This window comes from Stappia sp. BW2, assembly GCF_008107695.1.
Lineage (GTDB): Bacteria > Pseudomonadota > Alphaproteobacteria > Rhizobiales > Stappiaceae > Roseibium.
In genome coordinates this window covers 93,632-111,279 of the sequence record NZ_VIRG01000056.1, presented here as the reverse complement: position 1 = coordinate 111,279, position 17,648 = coordinate 93,632, and the positions used below count along the sequence as shown (strand labels likewise).

Here is a 17,648-nt window from a genome sequence, read left to right as displayed (position 1 = left end):
GAGGCCGGAGGTTTCTGTAGTGCTCAATATTTTTATTGGTTTCGATCCGCGTGAAGCGATTGCCTATCATGTTTGCGCCAACAGCCTGACCCGGCTTTCAAGCGACGTGCTGGCGATCACGCCGCTGTCGTTGCACAATCTGAAGACCTACAACGAGACCCACACTGATGGGTCCAATCACTTCATCTACACCCGTTTTCTGATCCCGAGCCTGATGAATTACAACGGCTGGGCGCTGTTCATGGACGGCGACATGATCGTGCGGGACGACATTGCCAAGCTGTTCGCCATGCGCGACGAGAGCAAGGCGGTCATGTGTGTCCATCACGACTATGAGACGCGGCAGACCACCAAATATCTCGGCTCGAAGAACGAGAACTACCCGCGCAAGAACTGGTCCAGCGTCGTGCTGTGGAACTGCGGCCATCCGGCCAACAAGGTGGTGACGCCCGATTTCGTGATGAATTCGACCGGCGCACAGTTGCACCGCTTCACCTGGCTGGACGACGAACTCATCGGCGAACTGCCGAAGGAATGGAACTGGCTGCCGGATGAATTCGGCCCCAACCCGGACGCGAAGCTTCTGCATTTCACGCTTGGAACGCCCTGTTTTCACGAATACGCCAATGCGCCGATGGCGGCCGAATGGCACCGTGAGAAGCTTCTGGCGAATTATTCGGCACAACATGTGATTGACGGACCTTTCGACTGATCCGTTCCATCTTCTACTTATGAATCAATGAATTAAACCCGGACAGCGGCTTCGCTGCCCGGGTTTTTCGTTGCCGGTTTGCTGTGATTCCAGTCACAAATCCTTGAAGGCGCCTGCGTTCATCCCCACCTTGGGTGACGTGGATGTCTGAAATGGATAGGACGATGACAACAGCTAAAAGTTGCATGATCAAACCTGCCTGGACGCCGGCAACTATCGGCCTGATGGTGCTGGGGTTCGTGGCCTTCTGGCCGCTTGGCCTTGCCATGCTTGCCTACATTCTGTGGGGCGACCGCTTTGAAGGCATGCTCCGCGATGCCAAAGATCAGTGGCGGGGCAGCCCGCTGAAGGGAGCCTTCGAGCAGATGAACACGACTTCCCATGCCCGCACGGGCAACGTCGCCTTTGACGACTATCGTGAGCGTGAACTGAAGCGCCTGGAAGAAGAGCGTGCCAAGCTCGACACCATGCGCGCCGAGTTCGACGACTTCCTCCGCGAATTGCGCCGTGCGCGCGATCAGGAAGAATTCGACCGCTTCATGGCCAACCGGGGCCGCAACAACGGCAGCGAAGCCGCACCGTTGTAAGTCTCCTCCTCCCGGACGTTCCCCGACGGCCAGACCAAGAGCGGCGCCTGCAAAGGCGCCGCTCTTGTCTTTTCCGGCAGCCGAAATTGCTGCTGGTTTCTTGGGAATCCGAATTTCAATAAATGCCCGCTGTCAGATTTGCCGCAAAATCGCGCGCAAGTTCGCTAAAATCATGACAACTGATTCGTTGGACCTTCGCCCTTGATGTTTCTGCGCGCCGGCAAGAAAACGCTGCCCGACCATATCGAGATCCAGACTGGTGCCAGCGCCGTGCGCATCCGTCTCAAGGCCAATCCGCGCGCGCAGCGGTACCTTCTGCGTTTGCCGGCAGACCGCTCCGGTCCTGTGCTGACGGTTCCCAAGGGCGGGGACCTGGCCCGTGCGGAGCGGTTCGCGCGTCAGCATATCGACTGGCTGATCGAGCGGCTTCAGGACAGGCCGGACCACATCACCTTTCTGCCCGGCGAGACCGTGCCTCTGCGCGGCGAGGATCACGTTATCGTGCCGACGGGCAAGCTGCGCGGGTTGATCACTCTGGGCCACGACGATACGGAACTCCCTGCGCTGTTCGTGCCGGGCGCGGACGATCACATTCCGCGCAAGGTCACCACCTGGCTGAAGGAACAGGCAAGGGCGGACCTTTCGGCCCGCACCGCCATTCACGCGGCGGCCATCGACAAGAAGATCGCAGCCCTCAGTATTCGCGACACCACCAGCCGCTGGGGCTCCTGCGCCTCCAACGGGCGGCTGTCCTTTTCCTGGCGGCTCATTCTGGCGCCGCCGGAGATCCTGGACTATGTCGCGGCCCACGAAGTGGCGCATCTGAAGGAAATGAACCATTCGGCGCGTTTCTGGCGCCTGTGCGAACAGCTTGCCCCGCAAACGCCCAGAGCGCGTGTCTGGCTGAAAAAGAACGGCGTCCGCCTGCACGGTTACGGCTGACTGAGGCCAATCCGTACGCCGCAAGCGACCGGACTCTCTGATGGTCTGGCAAAACCAGTTACAAACACGCCAGAATATGCTTCGATCTCCCTGGGGACGCTGGGAGAGGCAACATGAAAATCCGGAAAAATTCGATCAGGGCGGTCACGCTCATCTTGCTGGGTCTGGTCTTGCCGGGTCTGGCCCTCACCGGTCAGGCCATGGCCGACAGCTGCTGGAACCACAACGGTTCGCTCATGCGCCTGCAGGCACAGGGCAATCAGCGCTGGCTGTCTTACGAAGTGCCGAAACCCGTTCTGCGGAACGCCGGCGTTCAGCGGGGCACGCTGCTTTTCAACGGGTCCAAGAACGGCAACTGGTATTCCGGCACCGCCCGGGTGTTTTCCAAATATTGCCCGGGATCGCCGCTTGAATATTTCGTCGAAGGGCCGGTGCGCGGCGACCAGCTTCAGGTCACGGTTACCGGCACCCGCGAAGTCTTCAACCGCTGCCGCCCGACCGGACGCTACACCACCGACACGCTTGTGTTCACCTACAGCCATCAGTGCTGAGGCGGAATTAACGGATATGTGTCGCAGGTATTTCTGAGAAATGGAGCAAGTGGCCCATCCTTCGAGACGGGCCGTTCCGACCCTCCTCAGGATGAGGTTCACTGTTTTGATCTTCCGAGGCTTTCAGCACACATCTCCCTCATCCTGAGGAAGGCTGAAAGCCTGTCTCGAAGGATGGGCTGCACACACGGTCGGAATGGCACGACGCTACCTGCTGAAGCCTCAAACACGGCCGCATGAGCCGTGAACGACAGTTTTCGGTATTAGCCACCACCACCAAACAGATTGCGCAGCAGGTTCAGCGGGCCGCGGCGTTCGCCGTTGTTTTCGCCGCCACCGCCGCCACCGATAGGTGCGGGCGGGATCGGGTCGCTGCCGGAACCGACGGTGTCTGCGGGGCCGGGCTTGCGCGGTGCGGAGACGGTGGCCGGGACATCCGGCACGCCGGGCAGGTCCGCCACGGGCAGGCCTTCATGGGCCGCATCCATCACCTCTTTCCACACGGTCGCAGGCAGCCCGCCGCCGGTTGCCTTGCGCGTGGGCGAGTTGTCGTCATTGCCCAGCCAGACTGCGGTTGTCAGATTGCCCGTGTAGCCGATGAACCAGGCGTCACGGAAATCCTGGCTGGTGCCGGTCTTGCCCCCGGCAGGGCGTCCGCCTTCCAGCCGCGCCTTGCGCCCGGTGCCGGTCAACAGGGTTTCCGACATCATCATGTTCATTTCACCGACCTGCTGGCGGTCGATCACCCGGCCACGGCCATCGCCGGAGCGGGAGTACAGCGTTTTGCCATCCACGGTTCGGATCCGCCGGATCACATGCGGCAGCACACCGTAGCCGCCGTTGGAAAACGGCACATAGGCCCCGGCGATTTCCAGCGGCGTCACCTCGGAGGTTCCGAGCGCGATCGACAGGTTGTTCTTCATTTCCGAGGTGATGCCAAGCCGTTTGGCGGTGTCGGCAACGGTTCCCGCACCAACCTCATACGTAAGCTGCGCGGCGACCGTGTTCAGCGACATGCTGAGCGCCCGCGTCAGCGTTACCGGGCCGTAGTAGTCCTTGGTATAGTTCTTGGGCGACCAGTTGCCGTACCGAACCGGCTGGTCCTGGCGGATGGTCTGGGGCGACAGGCCATTTTCAAGCGCGGACAGGTAGACGAACGGCTTGAAGGACGAGCCCGGCTGCCGCTTTGCATAGACGGCGCGGTTGTACTGGCTCTTGGCATAATCGGCCCCGCCGACCAGCGCCTTCACGGCGCCTGCGGTATCCAGCGTCACGACCGCACCCTGGGAAACGCCGTATTTCTTGCGGTTTTCCTTCAAGGCGCCACGCAACGCCTTCTCGGCGGCACGCTGCATTTTCGGGTCGATGGTGGTGTCGACAACGATGTCGCTCTCGATTGAGCCGATGAAATGCGGCAGCACGTCCATCACCCAGTCGGCGGCATAGTTCTCGCTGGCGCTGGTGTAGCGGCGCACCACCTTGGCGGGCGCGGCCAGAGCGTTCTTGGCCTCATCATCGGTGATGTAGCCTTCCTCGTGCATGGCGGCGAGCACGAGCTGGGCCCGCTCTTCGGCAAGGTCCGGGTTACGGGCGGGCGAATAGCGCGACGGGGCTTTCAGCAGGCCCGCAATGGTGGCCGCTTCCGGAATGGTCAAAAGCCGTGCGGATTTACCGTAGTACCGGCGGGCGGCGGCATCCACGCCATAGGCGCCGGAGCCGAGATAGACCCGGTTCAGATACATTTCCAGGATCTCGTCCTTGGAATATTCGGCCTCCAGCCAGAAGGCGAGTATCAGTTCCTGGATCTTGCGTTTGATCGTCCGGTCCTGTTCCAGAAACAGGTTCTTGGCAAGCTGCTGCGTCAGTGTAGAACCGCCCTGCTGCAGGCGGCCGGAGGTGAAGTTGGTATAGACCGCACGGGCAAGGCCGATCGGGTCGACACCGAAATGCGAGCGGAAGCGCCGGTCCTCGATGGCGATGACGGCATTGGGCAGATAGGGCGGCAATTGCTCCAGTCGCACGGCTTCGCCGCCCGTGTCGCCCCGGTTTGCCAGCAATTCGCCATTGGCGGCGACGATCTTGACGTTGGGCGGCCGCGCCGGAACCTGCCATTCGGAGGTCGGCGGCAGGAAGGCGGCGTAATAACCAATGAGGCAGACGACGGCGATGGTGCCCCAGATGCCGAGCACCATGCTCCAGTAGAGGCCGCGCTTGAGAAAACGGCCGAATGCAGTCGGCGCCTGAAACCTGTTCTTGCGCTTTGTCTTGCGCCGCTTGGCACCGGACCGGCCGCCGCCCCTTCCGGTACCACCGCCGCCATTGCCCTTCTTGGCTGTCTTGCGGGTGGAGGAGGCGGGTTTTTTCTTGGCCGGCGCCTTGCGCGTCTTGCCCTTGCCGGACTTCTTGGAAGACGGCGCAGCCGGGCGATCCTGCGGGCTTAAACGCAGGTCGAGCAGGCTGCTGCCTGAATTTCCGAATGTTGGTTCAACACGCGGCTGGCGTTTCGCCCGAGGCGCCATTGATCCTTCGTCCCCTAACTCCGTACCAACCAGGGTTGGCGTTATCCGGCAAAGCGCCGGTTTCCCCGGAGATGAGCTTAAATTGCGGCGATTTAAGGGGGCGTTAAGGCTATCGGGAATTGCGCGGTTTGCAGGGGGAAGTGAGAATACAGCCCACCCGCGCGGCCAATGAGCCTAAACGGCTTCCACCCGGACGCAAAAAGGATCGCGGTCCGGGCCCGTGGCTCAGGCCGCAGTCGTGCAGGACAGGCCAACGCGCCAAGCGGCTTAGCTGGAATAGCGGCTCGCGTCGGCGCCGTAATAATTGACGTAACGGGTGTTGAGTTCGGACACCGGCATGATGATCAGCACATCCGTCGTGCCGAATTGATGATCGATCACGGCTCCGTCGCCGATGAACGCGCCGAGGCGCAGGTAACCCTTCACCAGCGGCGGCAGCGCACGCAGCGCTTCCTTGGAATTGAGTTCCTCGGCCGTCATGCGGTTCATTTCGACGTATCTGTCTCCCACCGCGCGCACACGCCATTCTTCCGGGGCGCGGGCATGGTGATGCAGGAAGGAAAGCTGGCCGGCGATGGCGTCCGGATTGGTGCTTTCGATCGATGCACAGCCGAGCATGACATCGATATTGTGGCGCAGCACATAGGCCCAGATGCCGTGCCACAGCAGCTCGACGGTTTTCTTGTTGCGGTAGGGTTTGAGCACGCAGGAGCGGCCAAGTTCCATGAACCGCTTGCCAGGGTTGGCGTCGATCAGCGACTGGATGTCATATTCGGCGGCGGTGTAAAACCCGGAATGCTGATCTGCGATTTCCTGGCGCAGGATCCGGTAGGTTCCCACGATTTCAGGTTTCAGCCGGCCCAACTTGTTGCGTTTCAGCAAATCATGATCGACCACAAGCAGGTGATCGCAATAGGCATCGAAAGGATCCGCATCACGGCGCGTCGCCAGGGTATGGGCGTCGGCAATGGCCGACATTTCCTCGTAGAAAACATCGTACCGCAGGCGCTGCGCTTTTTTCACTTCCTTGAAGTTGCGGGCCATCCGCACTTCCAGTGAGCCGATCCGGCCAAGCGTTTCACCGGTTTTGACCGGTGTCTGCAGGGCAGGCCCGATGCGCCGTGTGTTGGGAAGGTTGGAATCCGGACGCATCGCCGGTGTAAATTTCCTGACCAGTTTCCTGGGCGAAAACAGCCCTTGCCGCATTATGGACATTCCACCCTCGTGTATTCCTTATGGCGCACCTTACAGGTTTCACAGGTTGTTGTCTGTTTCACCTGACAAATTACCTTCGCCGGAACAGGACGTCCGAACCCGGTCAGTGTGCTTCACACCTTGCCGTAGAACATACTATTCCGACAGATGGATGACACTCCGTTTTTTGCGCCGTGTTTTCCACGCGCAAGCTTAGACCACTCTTGCAGCTTTGTGAATCTTCACGAAAACCGGTCGCAGCGTTCCGGCTTGCGGGCTGTTGCATGGCGGACAGGAAGCGTTCAGGCGCGGGTGACTTCGGCCAGAGCGTCGGAAATTGCCTCCACGGAGAGCGGCTTCGTCAGATAGCCGGCGGCTCCAACTTCAGTGGCCTTGTCTCGGGCATCCTTCATCACGTCGGCGGTCACGATCAGCACCGGCACATTGGGCCGCCCCGCAGCCTTTTCGTCTGCGCGGATCTGGCGGACCGCCTGAAATCCGTCGAGACCGGGCATATGCAAATCCATCAGGATTGCATCATAAGCGCCGCTGGCGGCTTCCTCGACGGCCTTTTCGCCGTCGATCACCATCACCGGTACATGGCCGAGCTTGCGCAGCATGGCTTCGCTCAGCAGTCGGTTGATGTCATTGTCTTCGGCTACGAGCAGGCGCAGCGGCCGGGCAGGCACCTGGTAGCGGTTCGGCAGGAAGCCGTTGCTGACAGGCTCGGCGCTGGCGTCCCAGGCATGTTCCATGCCCTCGTCCTCCAGAAGACCAGAAAAGATCTGGACAAGGGTCTCGATTCGCACCGGGCGGATGAGATAGGCGGCATATCCGGCTTCGCGCAGATGGTCCAGGCGCTCGCGTTCCGGAGGGGCAATCATCACGACGGCAGGGGCCTTGCAGCCGGTCAGGCGGGCAGAGGCGAGCCAACCGCCGCTGTCTGACAGGTCGCCATTGTCGACCACCAGAAGGTCTGCTTCGGCCAGCGCGGCGTCGAGATCCGCGCTGCCTGGCGCATGCACGCTCACATCGGCCGCATGGTATTGCAGCCGTCTGGCCAGCAGTGGGCATTCGATCTGGCTGGCGCTGACGAACACGATCCTGCGGCCTTCCAGCTTGGCCAGGCGCGGATCCGTGTCGGCGACAAGCGATTCGGGGATCGGCAGGGACACGCGGAACAGGGCGCCGCCGTCTCCCGCAGGCTGCGCGGTGATTTCGCCGCCCATCAGGCCGGCAAGCCGCTGCGCGATGGCAAGACCAAGACCGGTTCCACCGAACTTGCGCGCCGGACCATGGTCAACCTGTTCGAATTCCTGAAACAGCCGCTCGGCTTCCTCTTCATCGAAGCCGATGCCGCTGTCGCGCACGTCGATATCCAGAAAACCACCGCCGTCCGGATTGGGACGTCCGGTCAACTCCACGGCAACGCCGCCCTCATCGGTAAACTTGATACCATTGCCGATGAGATTGTAGAGGATCTGACGGACACGGGTGGCGTCCAGCGTCACCTCTTCCGGCAGTTTCGGGTCGAGCATCGAGCCGATTTCAAGCGATTTTGCGTGTGCCTTCGGGGCGAGCAGCTCAACGACGCTTTCCACCAGCGCGCCGACCGGGACGGGCGCTGCCTGTATGTCGAGCTTGCCGGCTTCCACCTTGGAAAAGTCGAGCACTTCGTCGATCAGGAGAAGCAGCGTTTCGCCGGAGGTTTCAAGCGCCTCGATGTAGGCGCTCTGTTCCTTGGTCAGCCTTGTGTCGCGCAGGAGCGCGGCCATGCCCAGAACACCGTTGAGCGGGGTGCGGATTTCGTGGCTGACGGTCGCAAGAAAACGTGACTTCGCCTCGTTGGAACTTTCCGCCGAATGACGGGCGGCCAGCAGTTCTTCCTCGATCAGGCGGCGTTCCGTGACATCGCGCAGAACGGTCTGCACGAGCTGACGGTCCGTTGCCGTATCGCGCACCGGGATGTCGATGCGCGAGAACCAGCGCGGCCCCTGCGCGGTGTCGATGTGCAGATCCTGAAACCCCATGCCGGGCGTCGTCTTGTCCAGCGCCTGGGTGACGGCGTTTTCAAGGCCCACTTCCTCAAGCAGCGGCAGGTTCAGCGTTGCGCCCGGTTGCAAGGCATGCCCGAACCCGAAAACATCGTCGGCAGCCGAATTGACATAGGTGATGGTTCCATCCTGGTCCCGCCGCACCACAACGTCGCCGAGCGTCGCCAGAATACTGGCATGGCGTTCGTCGGATTCGCCCAGTTCCCAGGCACGGTCTTCAAGTTCCTCGCATCGCGCCATCAAACGGCGGATCTTGTCGTCTTTCACCTGAAGCGCCTGCACGGACCGCTGCATGTCGTCTGCAAACAGACGCCAGACGGCCAATCCGCCCGCAAAGAAGGTCAGGCCAAGGCCCAGAAACCGGTTCAGGCCCTCGCCGGAAACCATCACAAAGCCCGCGGCAAGGCCAACGATCATGCCGGCCAGAGCAAGGTGCTGCAGAGATTTGGCGGGTGCCGACACGGGAATGTCGGTCGCCCGGCGGCCCGGTCCGACGTCTGGTCCGCTGTCATCGTCGCGGTGGGTTTCCGCTCTGTGTGAATAATCGTCCGTAGTTAAGGTGCCTGCAGAAGAATGCCTTTGCTCTTCGACGAAGAATTTCTCCTGCGCGTCATCGGCTGCTGGCGCGTCTTTGGCTGCGCGTTCGCTGTTTTGACTGACCAAGATAACTACTCTCTACAAGATCCTGTTGCCTTGAGAGTGCGATGGAATCTTTGAGAAACCGTTTCATCGGTCGATCAAAAAGGTAAATCGGTGGTTTCCCGCCACGTTCATATGCAGTCTTCAAGCACCGGACCGGCGCCAGTATTGGTAATTCCGACAGGGGCAGCAATGCGGTTGCGGAACGCTGCTGTAGATTTCCGGCAATCGGCAACGATGATCTAAGGACCGTATTTGGCTGGCAACCGCTCAAACAAAAAGCCCGGCAGAAGACTCTGCCGGGCTTTCAGGATCGGGTCGTCGCTTCGGCGTCTTAGCGGACGTCGATGAAACCGATGATCTTGCGTACGTCCTTCAGCACCGGTTCGGCGATGGCGGAGGCCTTTTCGGCGCCGTCCTTCAGGATAGCGTCGATCTCGGCCCTGTCGTCCATCAGATGGCGCATTTGGTCGGTCATCGGTGAGAGTTTCTCAACCGCAAGGTCGGACAGGGCCGGCTTGAACGCGGAGAACTGCTGGCCGCCATATTCCTTCAGCACATCGGCCTTGGTCGCGCCGCTCAGGGCGGCAAAGATGCCGACAAGGTTGTCCGCTTCCGGCCGGCCTTCCAGGCCGTCCGTTTCGCTCGGCAGAGCGTCCGGATCGGTCTTGGCTTTCTTGATCTTCTTGGAGATCGAGTCCGCGTCGTCCGTCAGATTGATGCGAGACAGGTCCGACGGGTCGGACTTCGACATCTTTTTGGTGCCGTCGCGCAGCGACATGATCCGGGTGGCCGGACCGGCGATCATCGGTTCGGTCAGCGGGAAGTAGAGATATTCCGGCAGTTCCGGCGAAGGCGTCGGGTTCGCGATGCCTATATCCAGTTCCTTGATGCGCTCCGCAAAGTCATTGTTGAACTTGGCGGCGATGTCGCGGGTCAGTTCCAGATGCTGTTTCTGGTCGTCGCCGACCGGAACGTGGGTCGCGCGGTAGGCCAGGATGTCGGCAGCCATCAGGTTCGGATAGGCGAACAGGCCAACGGAGGCGTTTTCCTTGTTCTTGCCTGCCTTTTCCTTGAACTGGGTCATGCGGTTGAGCCAGCCCATGCGCGCCACGCAGTTGAAGATCCAGGCAAGTTCGGTGTGTTCGCGAACCTGGCTCTGGTTGAAGATGATCGATTTTTTCGGATCGATGCCGGCAGCCATATAGGCAGCGGTCACTTCACGGGTTGCCTGGGCAAGCTCGTGCGGATCCGGAAACCCTGCGGTGATGGCGTGGCTGTCGACGACGCAGAAGATCGTCGGCATTTGATCCTGCAACGGAACCCAGCGCGAAACAGCGCCCAGATAGTTGCCAAGATGCAGATTGCCTGTCGGCTGGACGCCGGAAAAGACACGGGGCTGGAACTCCGCCATTTCAGATCCCTTTTATGGTGCGGCCGGTTGGAAGGGCGCTATGAATGTTTGGGCGGGCCGGGTTTAAGCCCGGTCCGTGATCCATGCAAGCCGGAAACGGTGCGCTCCGGCGTTTCGCGCTCAGGTGTTGCGTCGTCTCAACGCTTTCAGCATGCCGATAAGGTCCGCCCCGCCGCTGAGCTGGGTGAACACGGCAAAGGTGACCATGCCGACGAGCACGAGCAGTAAGAGACTGCCCGCACGCACGGCCAGCCACGGCGCCGACAGCCAGGACGCCATGTAGACGGCGGCAAAATGCACAACGACCCCCATCAGCAGGCTGGCAAGCACCACCAGCGACAGACGCCGGAGCAGCTTGAAATCCGGCTGAAAATGGCCGCGCCGCCACAGAACGATGATCAGCAACCCGGTGTTTACCCAGCCTGCCAGCGTGGTGGCCAGCGCGATGCCGACGTGCTGGAGCACCGGAAAGAGCGCGATTGACAGGCCGACGTTCACGACCATGCCGATAACGGCGAAGATCATCGGCGTCTTGGTGTCTTCCCGGGCGAAATAGCCGGGCGAAAACACCTTGTTGAGCACGAAGGCGGGCAAACCGAAGGAAAATGCCGTAAGAGCCGCGGCGGTGCCTTCCACGGCAGCAGCATCGAAGCGCACCCGCTGAAACAGCACCGAGACGATTTCCTGCGGCACGACTGCCAGCGCGACCGCAGCCGGCAGGGTCAGGACGAGAGAAAACTCCAGCGCCCGGTTGAGACTGTGCTGGTAAGCGCCCATTTGCCCGGCGCGCAGCTGGCGGGTAAGGCTCGGCAGCAGCACCACGCCGATGGCGATGCCGATCACCCCGAGCGGCAACTGGTAGAGACGGTCGGCGAAATACAGCAGCGCGTTGGCGCCTTCCTGCATGGAGGCGATGATCTGGCCGACGGCAATGTTGATCTGGGTGACGCCCCCTGCAACCACGCCCGGAATGCCGAGCATCAGCAGGCGTTTGGCCGACTTGGTGTAGCGCGGCCGGAAGACAGGGATCTTGAAGCCGAGGCGCTTCAGGTCGATGAGAACGACAACAAGCTGCACGATACCGCCGACGGTAACGCCAATGGCCAGAATGACCCCGAGATTGGTCTCGTCCTTGATGCCCAGATAGAGCACGGTGCCCAGAACGGCGCTCATCACCACGTTCAGCATCACCGGCGCGAAGGCGGCGGCGGCAAAACGCTGGTAGGTGTTGAGGATGCCGCCGATGAAGGCGAGCATCGACATGAAGATCAGATAGGGAAAGGCGATGCGCGACATCAGCACCGTCAGATCGTATTTGGTCGGGTCTTCCACAAAGCCCGGTGCCAGCGCCCAGACCACCACCGGCATGAAGATCTGCGCGAAGGCAGTCAGCACCAGCAGGCAGAACAGCAGCGCCGCGCCGATTTCACCTGCAAAACGTTTGGCGCCCTCATCGCCCTCCTCCTCGACCGCCCGTCCGAACAGCGGGATGAAGGCGGAGTTGAAGGCCCCTTCCGCAAACAGCCGCCGGAACAGGTTGGGCAGGCGGAAGGCCACCACGAAGGCATCGGCAACCGGCCCGGCCCCGACGACGGCAGCCAGAAGCACATCGCGGACGAAGCCGAGCAGACGGCTCAGCAGGGTCGCGCTGCCGACGGTTGCGAAATTGCGGACGAGACTCATGCCGGAAGGGCTCCGAAGACAGAGGAATGCACTTATGAAGCCTGCCGCTGGACCTTGCGCGCAACGGGAGCTGCCGGGTCGAGTTCCACATTGCCATCGACCGCGTTGGCAAGCCGCTCACGAATGATCTCCTGGCGGCCGATGTTGGCTATTTTCTGTCCGGTGAGATCTGTCACGTAGAAAACGTCGACAACCTTCTCGCCGAAGGTCGAAATATGGGCCGAGCCAATGTTCAGGTTGAGCGTCGCAATGGAGCGCGTCAGGTCATAGAGCAGCCCCGGACGGTCAAGACCGGAGATCTCCAGCACCGTGTAATCGTCAGAGAGCGAGTTGTTGACCAGAACCTCGCTGGCCACCTTGAAGGCTTTCATGCGGCCCTTGACGCCGGCCTTCTTGGACACCGGCTCGGGAAGTCGCTCTTCGCCGCGCAGCGTTGTCTCGATCAGCGCCGTAATCCGCTCGCCGCGGCGTATTTCGTCTTCGTCGTCGGGCAGTTCACGGCCGATGAAAATCGTGTCCAGCGCGTAGCCGTCCGTGGTGGTGTCGATCTGCGCGTCGACGATATTGGCACCGGTCGCGTAACAGGCACCGGCAATGATCGACAGGAGGCGCGGATGGTCCTGCGCCATGATTGTCAGTTCGGTCACGCCTTCGAATGCCCGTGGAATGACCTGAAAGGCGAGCTGGGTCTTTTCCTTGTCCGCCTTGTGCAGAAGTTCGGCATGGGACACCAGTCGCTCCGGTTCCGTGCGCAGCCAATAGGCGGGATAATGCCGGTTCAGATAGGCGTTCCGGTCCTTGGCGGACCAGTGACTCAAATGACCGGAGAGCTCTTCCTTTGCCTTCTCGATGGTCTGGCGATGCGACATTTTCGTGTGACCGCCGGACAGATACGGTTCGGTGGCATAGTAGAGCGTGCGCAGCAGCTGGCCCTTCCAGCCGTTGAAGACACCCGGGCCAACGGCGCGGATATCGGCAACCGTCAGGATCAGCAGCAATTTCAATCGTTCGAGCGACTGCACGGTGTTGGCAAAATCCGTGATCGTCTTGCGGTCGGACAGGTCACGCGACTGGGCAATGGTGCTCATGTCCAGATGACGTTCGATCAGCCAGGCGACGGTTTCGGTTTCCGCGTCGTTCAGCCCGAAACGGGGGCACAGCTTGCGGGCAACCCGGGCGCCGGCGACAGAATGGTCTTCCGGTCTGCCTTTGGCGATGTCGTGGAGGAACATCGCGACAAACAGCACCTTGCGGTTCTGCAAAGTCAGGATCAGGTCCGTTGCCAGTGGATGGTCGTCGCCGCTATCGCCGCGTTCGATATCGGCCAGCACGCCAATAGACCGGAGCAGGTGCTCATCGACCGTATAGTGGTGATACATGTTGAACTGCATCATCGCCACGACCTTGCCGAATTCGGGGACGAAGCGGCCGAGCACGCCGGTTTCGTTCATCTTGCGCAAGGTCTTTTCCGGCGCGTGCCGGGAGGTGAGGATCGACACAAACAGCCGGTTCGCTTCCGGATCGGCACGCAGGCTCGCATCGACCAGCTTCAGCGAATGCCGGATCAGGCGGGTGAGATGCGGATGCATGTTGTAGTCATTTTTGTCCGCGACCTGGAACACCCGCAAGAGATTGGTCGGATCGGTTTCGAAAACCGTTGGGGAAACCGCATTCAGGCGGTTGTTCTCCACCACGAAGCCGCTTGCGCCTTCCACGGGTTTGGCCGTGCTGGAACCGCGGCCCGCGCGCAGGCGGCGCATCATGCCGGTCAGGCCCTTGCCGCGCGGTTCCTTGACGTGTTCTTCCTCCAGCGCGGCGCAGATGATGCGGGTCAGATCGCCCACATCCTTGGCCACCAGGAAATAGTGTTTCATGAAACGCTCGACATCCTTCATGCCCGGATGCTGCGTGTAGCCGAGCCGGATTGCGATCTCGCGCTGGACATCGAAGGACAGGCGCTCTTCCGGCCGGCCCGTGAGGAAATGCAGATGGCAGCGGACCGCCCACAGGAAATCGTCCGACTTCTTGAACCGGGCATACTCGGAACGGGTCAGAACGCCTTTCTTGACCAGTTCCGACTGTCTTTTGACGCGGTAATGGTACTTGGCGATCCAGAACAGGGTGTTCAGATCGCGCAGACCGCCCTTGCCTTCCTTGATGTTCGGTTCAACCAGATAGCGCGAAGCACCCTGTCGCTTGTGGCGGTCGTCACGTTCCTGAAGCTTGGCGGCGATGAATTCCGAGCTGGTGCCCTCGACCACTTCCTTGTCGAAACGCTGGACGAGTTCCTCGAACAGGGCGACGTCACCCCAGATGAAACGGGCTTCCAGAATGGCGGTGCGGATGGTCATATCCGACTTGGACAGGCGGATGCACTCATCGATATTGCGGGTGGCGTGACCCACCTTGAAGCCGAGATCCCACAGCATGTAGAGGATGTATTCCACCACTTGCTCGCCCCAGGGGGTCTGCTTGTAGGGCAGCACGAACAGAAGATCGATATCCGAACCCGGCGCCAGCGTGCCGCGGCCATAGCCGCCAACGGCGGCAACGGACATGCGCTCAGCGGCGGACGGGTTCTTGATCCGGTAGATGTGATACAGGGCGAAATCGTAGATCACGCGGATCAATTCGTCCTGGATATAGGACAGCCGCCCGGCGCACAGCAGCCCACCGCCGTCCTCGTCCAGCATCTCCTGAGCCTTGCCGCGAGCCTCTTTCACCACCTGCTTCAGCATTGAAAGCACGGCCGAGCGGGTCTTCATATCCGAGCCGTCGCCATCGTTACCGGCAGTCAGCTCGGTCAGGCGATTTCTCAGGTCATTGGCATCAATCAGTCCGGCAAGGTCTTCCTGGGAAAGTTTCATACTGGTCCAGTGTTCAGTTCAGCAGGCGCGGGTTTGCTGCAGGTTATATAGAGGATGGGGTTGAAGGACACGTAAATCCTGATCGCACCTGTCTCACGCCTTCTTCCGTGCGGAACAGAACCAGCATTTCCCCGTCATGCCATGGCCTGGCTCACCGGTTTGCCCGTCATCCTCCGCGTGGTTTCTTTGCGCAGGCGCAAACCAGAGAGCCTCATTGATAGCAACGTCCACCCGGGAGCCCTGGTTCCCGGATCTCCTCTGCGCTTCGGGCAGGATGGCAAGAAGCAGGAGGCAGGAGCGGGCGCCGCTACACCCCGTCCTTGACGGCAGCGACGCGGAGCTGGTGCAAAAGGGTGGTGAGAGATTCTTCGGACAGGCCTCCGATCTTCAGGGCAAGCTGGTTGGAAAGCTCGGTGGCCTTCGGGTTCATACCAGCCGTATCGATGGTCACGCGCGGATCGGACAGTTCAGCCAGGCGCTGGATTTCTTCCGCCTCGTCCCAGATCACGTTGAAATAGGCGATGATTCTCTGGACGAGAAACCATGTCGGCTTGCCGCGTTTGCCGTGTTCCAGCGCGGACAGATAGGCACTGGAAACCGACAGGGCCGCCGCCATTTCCTTCAGCGACACATCCCGTTTTGTCCTCAACTCCCGGATTTTTGCGCCAAGTGGGGTCACGGCCCTACCTTCTTTTTCGAATGCGAACGTAAAGGGCGCCGGCGCCGCCATGGTTCGCGTGGGCTTCCTCGTAGCCGAGTACCACGGAGCGCATGTCGGGCATCGACAGCCACTGGGGCACCATTCTGCGCAAAACGCCGCGCTCGTCCATATAGGCGCGTGCATCTCCACTGCCCTTGCCCGTGATCACCAGCACAATCTTGTGGCTTCTCGCCTGCGCCTGATGAAGAAAGCCCCGCAGCCGGTCATGGGCCTGGTGCTGGGTCAGACCATGCAGATCGATCCGCGCATCGATGGCCCTGACGCCGCGCACCAGTTTGCGGCGGTACCGATGTTCCAGCTGATGCAGGGGCAGCGGTGCGGGCGGTGCCTTGGCGTTGGCTGGGGACTTGATCGCGGTGGCCGTTTTCGGACGTTTCGCGGGCTCGGCCGGTTCGGCTGCGACGATTTTTTCAAGGTCGGCCTTGAGTTCCATTGCCCTGTCGGGATGCAGCGGGGTCAGGGTTTTGGCAACCTTGCCCCACAATTCCCTGTCTTCCGGCGACAGCGTCCCTTTTTTGCCTCGTCTCGCCATGGGTCAGTCCGCCGTCACGCCGGCAGGGTCAAGACGAATGGTCGGCACCAGGATCGTGAAATCTGCCTTGTGGCGAATATCGCCGGCGATGGTGCCAGCCCTTTGTCCGGAGCCGACGAAAATGTCCCCTCGCGCAGGACCCTTGATCGCCGAGCCTGTATCGTCGGCCACCATCAGCCTTCGGAAAGGGGTGTTGCCGCTGTCATGATCCTCCAGCGTGGAAGCTATGAACACCATCGTGCCGTAGGGAATGAAATGCGGATCGACCGCAAGGCTGCGGCCTGCGACGAGCGGAAGACCCGCCGCCCCCACCGGCCCGTCGGTCAGCCTGATTTCGTCAACCTCCCGGAAGAAGATGAAAGACCGGTTTTGCCGGAACAGCTGATCCCGCTCGTCCGGACGGGCTTCCAGCCAGGCACGCAGTCCTGCGGCCGTGAAATCTTCCGGTGTGCCTTCGCCGCGTTTCACCAGCAGCCGGGCAATGCCGGTGTACGGGTGGCCGGTCTTGCCCGCATATCCCACCCGCAACGCGCCTCCATCCGCAAGGCGCAGCCGGGCCGAGCCCTGAACATGCACGAAATAGGCGTCGATCGGATCGGCCAGCCAGACGAGTTCGAGGTTCTCCGGGTCAAGCTTGCCGTCCATGATGGCGCCCCGATCCGGCATTTCGGTCAGCCGTCCGTTGACCCGCCGCCCGTGGCTGAGTGTGGCCGGCCAGTCTTGCGGCCGATTTTCCGGGGTAACGGCCTCCAGACCTTCCGGCTTCTTCAACAAGGGGTACCGGAATGTGTCAGTCCTGACGCGGGACGCGGCCAGCTCCGGTTCGAAATAACCGGTGACGAAACCGCTCTGGACGATTCGCAATGGGGTGAACCGGCTTTCAAAAAAGGTCCGCGGCGCATCTCCGCCAGCTTCGGCTGCCTTTTCGGCGTCGCGACACAGGTCTTTCAGGTCCGACGCGGAAATGGGCGGAAACATCTTGTCCTGGTTCAGGATTTCCGGTTTGCGGCACAGCCGCAGAAAGCCGGTTAGGGCCGCGGCATGATCGTCGCTCTGCCAGCCCGGCAGACTGGAGAAGGAGATTTCCTCGAACCGGTCCGGGATCTGTTGGCCTGGTACCATGGCGGAGGCTGCTCCTGAAAAGAAAAGCGGCGCGGCCAGAACCGCGCCCTTTAGCAGTGAGACAAGCCGGATGCCCGGCCAGGGCCGCGTGTTCCGCTTGCCCTGCATCGT

The 17,648-nt window shown here is 61.2% G+C and carries 13 protein-coding genes; 4 read left to right on the top strand and 9 right to left on the bottom strand.

The genetic code is table 11. The features are described 5' to 3' along the window. The first annotated feature begins 19 nt into the window (after window positions 1–19). The 4 genes from FMN63_RS07205 (at window position 20) to FMN63_RS07190 (ending at window position 2,792) form a co-directional block, all read left to right on the top strand. Complete coding sequence (locus tag FMN63_RS07205; protein WP_148583277.1) at window positions 20–712, top strand: glycosyltransferase; 693 nt, start codon at window positions 20–22, stop codon at window positions 710–712. A gap of 164 nt (window positions 713–876) precedes the next feature. Beyond that, window positions 877–1,299, top strand: a complete 423-nt coding sequence (locus FMN63_RS07200; protein ID WP_162855001.1) for a DUF2852 domain-containing protein — start codon at window positions 877–879, stop codon at window positions 1,297–1,299. A 204-nt stretch (window positions 1,300–1,503) separates the two neighbouring features. Continuing rightward, entirely contained in the window at window positions 1,504–2,241 is a 738-nt protein-coding gene (locus FMN63_RS07195; RefSeq protein WP_148583276.1) for a M48 family metallopeptidase, read from the top strand. Between the two features lie 113 nt (window positions 2,242–2,354). Continuing rightward, window positions 2,355–2,792, top strand: a complete 438-nt coding sequence (locus FMN63_RS07190; protein WP_148583275.1) for a hypothetical protein — start codon at window positions 2,355–2,357, stop codon at window positions 2,790–2,792. A 263-nt stretch (window positions 2,793–3,055) separates the two neighbouring features. Here the strand turns inward: FMN63_RS07190 and FMN63_RS07185 are convergent, their stop codons facing one another. From FMN63_RS07185 to mltA, 9 genes are all read right to left on the bottom strand, one after another. Further along, on the bottom strand, window positions 3,056–5,311 hold the full coding sequence (locus tag FMN63_RS07185; protein ID WP_148583274.1) for a transglycosylase domain-containing protein: 2,256 nt from the start codon (window positions 5,309–5,311) through the stop codon (window positions 3,056–3,058). A 267-nt stretch (window positions 5,312–5,578) separates the two neighbouring features. Continuing rightward, window positions 5,579–6,517, bottom strand: a complete 939-nt coding sequence (gene olsB / locus FMN63_RS07180; RefSeq protein ID WP_148583454.1) for a l-ornithine N(alpha)-acyltransferase — start codon at window positions 6,515–6,517, stop codon at window positions 5,579–5,581. Window positions 6,518–6,807: 290 nt separating this feature from the next. After that, entirely contained in the window at window positions 6,808–9,222 is a 2,415-nt protein-coding gene (locus FMN63_RS07175) for an ATP-binding protein (RefSeq protein WP_148583273.1), read from the bottom strand. Window positions 9,223–9,532: 310 nt separating this feature from the next. After that, window positions 9,533–10,612, bottom strand: a complete 1,080-nt coding sequence (gene trpS / locus FMN63_RS07170; RefSeq protein WP_148583272.1) for a tryptophan--tRNA ligase — start codon at window positions 10,610–10,612, stop codon at window positions 9,533–9,535. A 120-nt stretch (window positions 10,613–10,732) separates the two neighbouring features. After that, a complete protein-coding gene (murJ, locus tag FMN63_RS07165) occupies window positions 10,733–12,295 on the bottom strand; it encodes a murein biosynthesis integral membrane protein MurJ (protein ID WP_148583271.1) in 1,563 nt (520 codons plus the stop codon). A 32-nt stretch (window positions 12,296–12,327) separates the two neighbouring features. After that, window positions 12,328–15,162: a [protein-PII] uridylyltransferase gene (locus FMN63_RS07160; protein ID WP_148583270.1), complete on the bottom strand. Its 2,835-nt coding sequence runs from the start codon at window positions 15,160–15,162 to the stop codon at window positions 12,328–12,330. A gap of 307 nt (window positions 15,163–15,469) precedes the next feature. Beyond that, window positions 15,470–15,841 carry a helix-turn-helix domain-containing protein gene (locus tag FMN63_RS07155; RefSeq protein ID WP_148583269.1) on the bottom strand — a complete coding sequence of 124 codons (372 nt, stop codon included), beginning with the start codon at window positions 15,839–15,841 and terminating at the stop codon, window positions 15,470–15,472. A gap of 4 nt (window positions 15,842–15,845) precedes the next feature. Further along, window positions 15,846–16,415, bottom strand: a complete 570-nt coding sequence (locus tag FMN63_RS07150) for a Smr/MutS family protein (protein ID WP_148583268.1) — start codon at window positions 16,413–16,415, stop codon at window positions 15,846–15,848. A gap of 3 nt (window positions 16,416–16,418) precedes the next feature. Then, entirely contained in the window at window positions 16,419–17,645 is a 1,227-nt protein-coding gene (gene mltA / locus FMN63_RS07145; protein WP_148583267.1) for a murein transglycosylase A, read from the bottom strand. Window positions 17,646–17,648 lie beyond the last annotated feature (3 nt).

What these genes read in the sequence shown, in the direction of transcription:
- mltA (WP_148583267.1), bottom strand. Translation starts at nt 17,645, where the DNA reads ATGCAGGGCAAGCGGAACACGCGGCCCTGGCCGGGCATCCGGCTTGTC.
- murJ (WP_148583271.1), bottom strand. Translation starts at nt 12,295, where the DNA reads ATGAGTCTCGTCCGCAATTTCGCAACCGTCGGCAGCGCGACCCTGCTG.
- FMN63_RS07160 (WP_148583270.1), bottom strand. Translation starts at nt 15,162, where the DNA reads ATGAAACTTTCCCAGGAAGACCTTGCCGGACTGATTGATGCCAATGAC.
- olsB (WP_148583454.1), bottom strand. Translation starts at nt 6,517, where the DNA reads ATGCGGCAAGGGCTGTTTTCGCCCAGGAAACTGGTCAGGAAATTTACA.
- FMN63_RS07195 (WP_148583276.1), top strand. Translation starts at nt 1,504, where the DNA reads ATGTTTCTGCGCGCCGGCAAGAAAACGCTGCCCGACCATATCGAGATC.
- FMN63_RS07200 (WP_162855001.1), top strand. Translation starts at nt 877, where the DNA reads ATGACAACAGCTAAAAGTTGCATGATCAAACCTGCCTGGACGCCGGCA.
- FMN63_RS07190 (WP_148583275.1), top strand. Translation starts at nt 2,355, where the DNA reads ATGAAAATCCGGAAAAATTCGATCAGGGCGGTCACGCTCATCTTGCTG.
- trpS (WP_148583272.1), bottom strand. Translation starts at nt 10,612, where the DNA reads ATGGCGGAGTTCCAGCCCCGTGTCTTTTCCGGCGTCCAGCCGACAGGC.
- FMN63_RS07185 (WP_148583274.1), bottom strand. Translation starts at nt 5,311, where the DNA reads ATGGCGCCTCGGGCGAAACGCCAGCCGCGTGTTGAACCAACATTCGGA.
- FMN63_RS07150 (WP_148583268.1), bottom strand. Translation starts at nt 16,415, where the DNA reads ATGGCGAGACGAGGCAAAAAAGGGACGCTGTCGCCGGAAGACAGGGAA.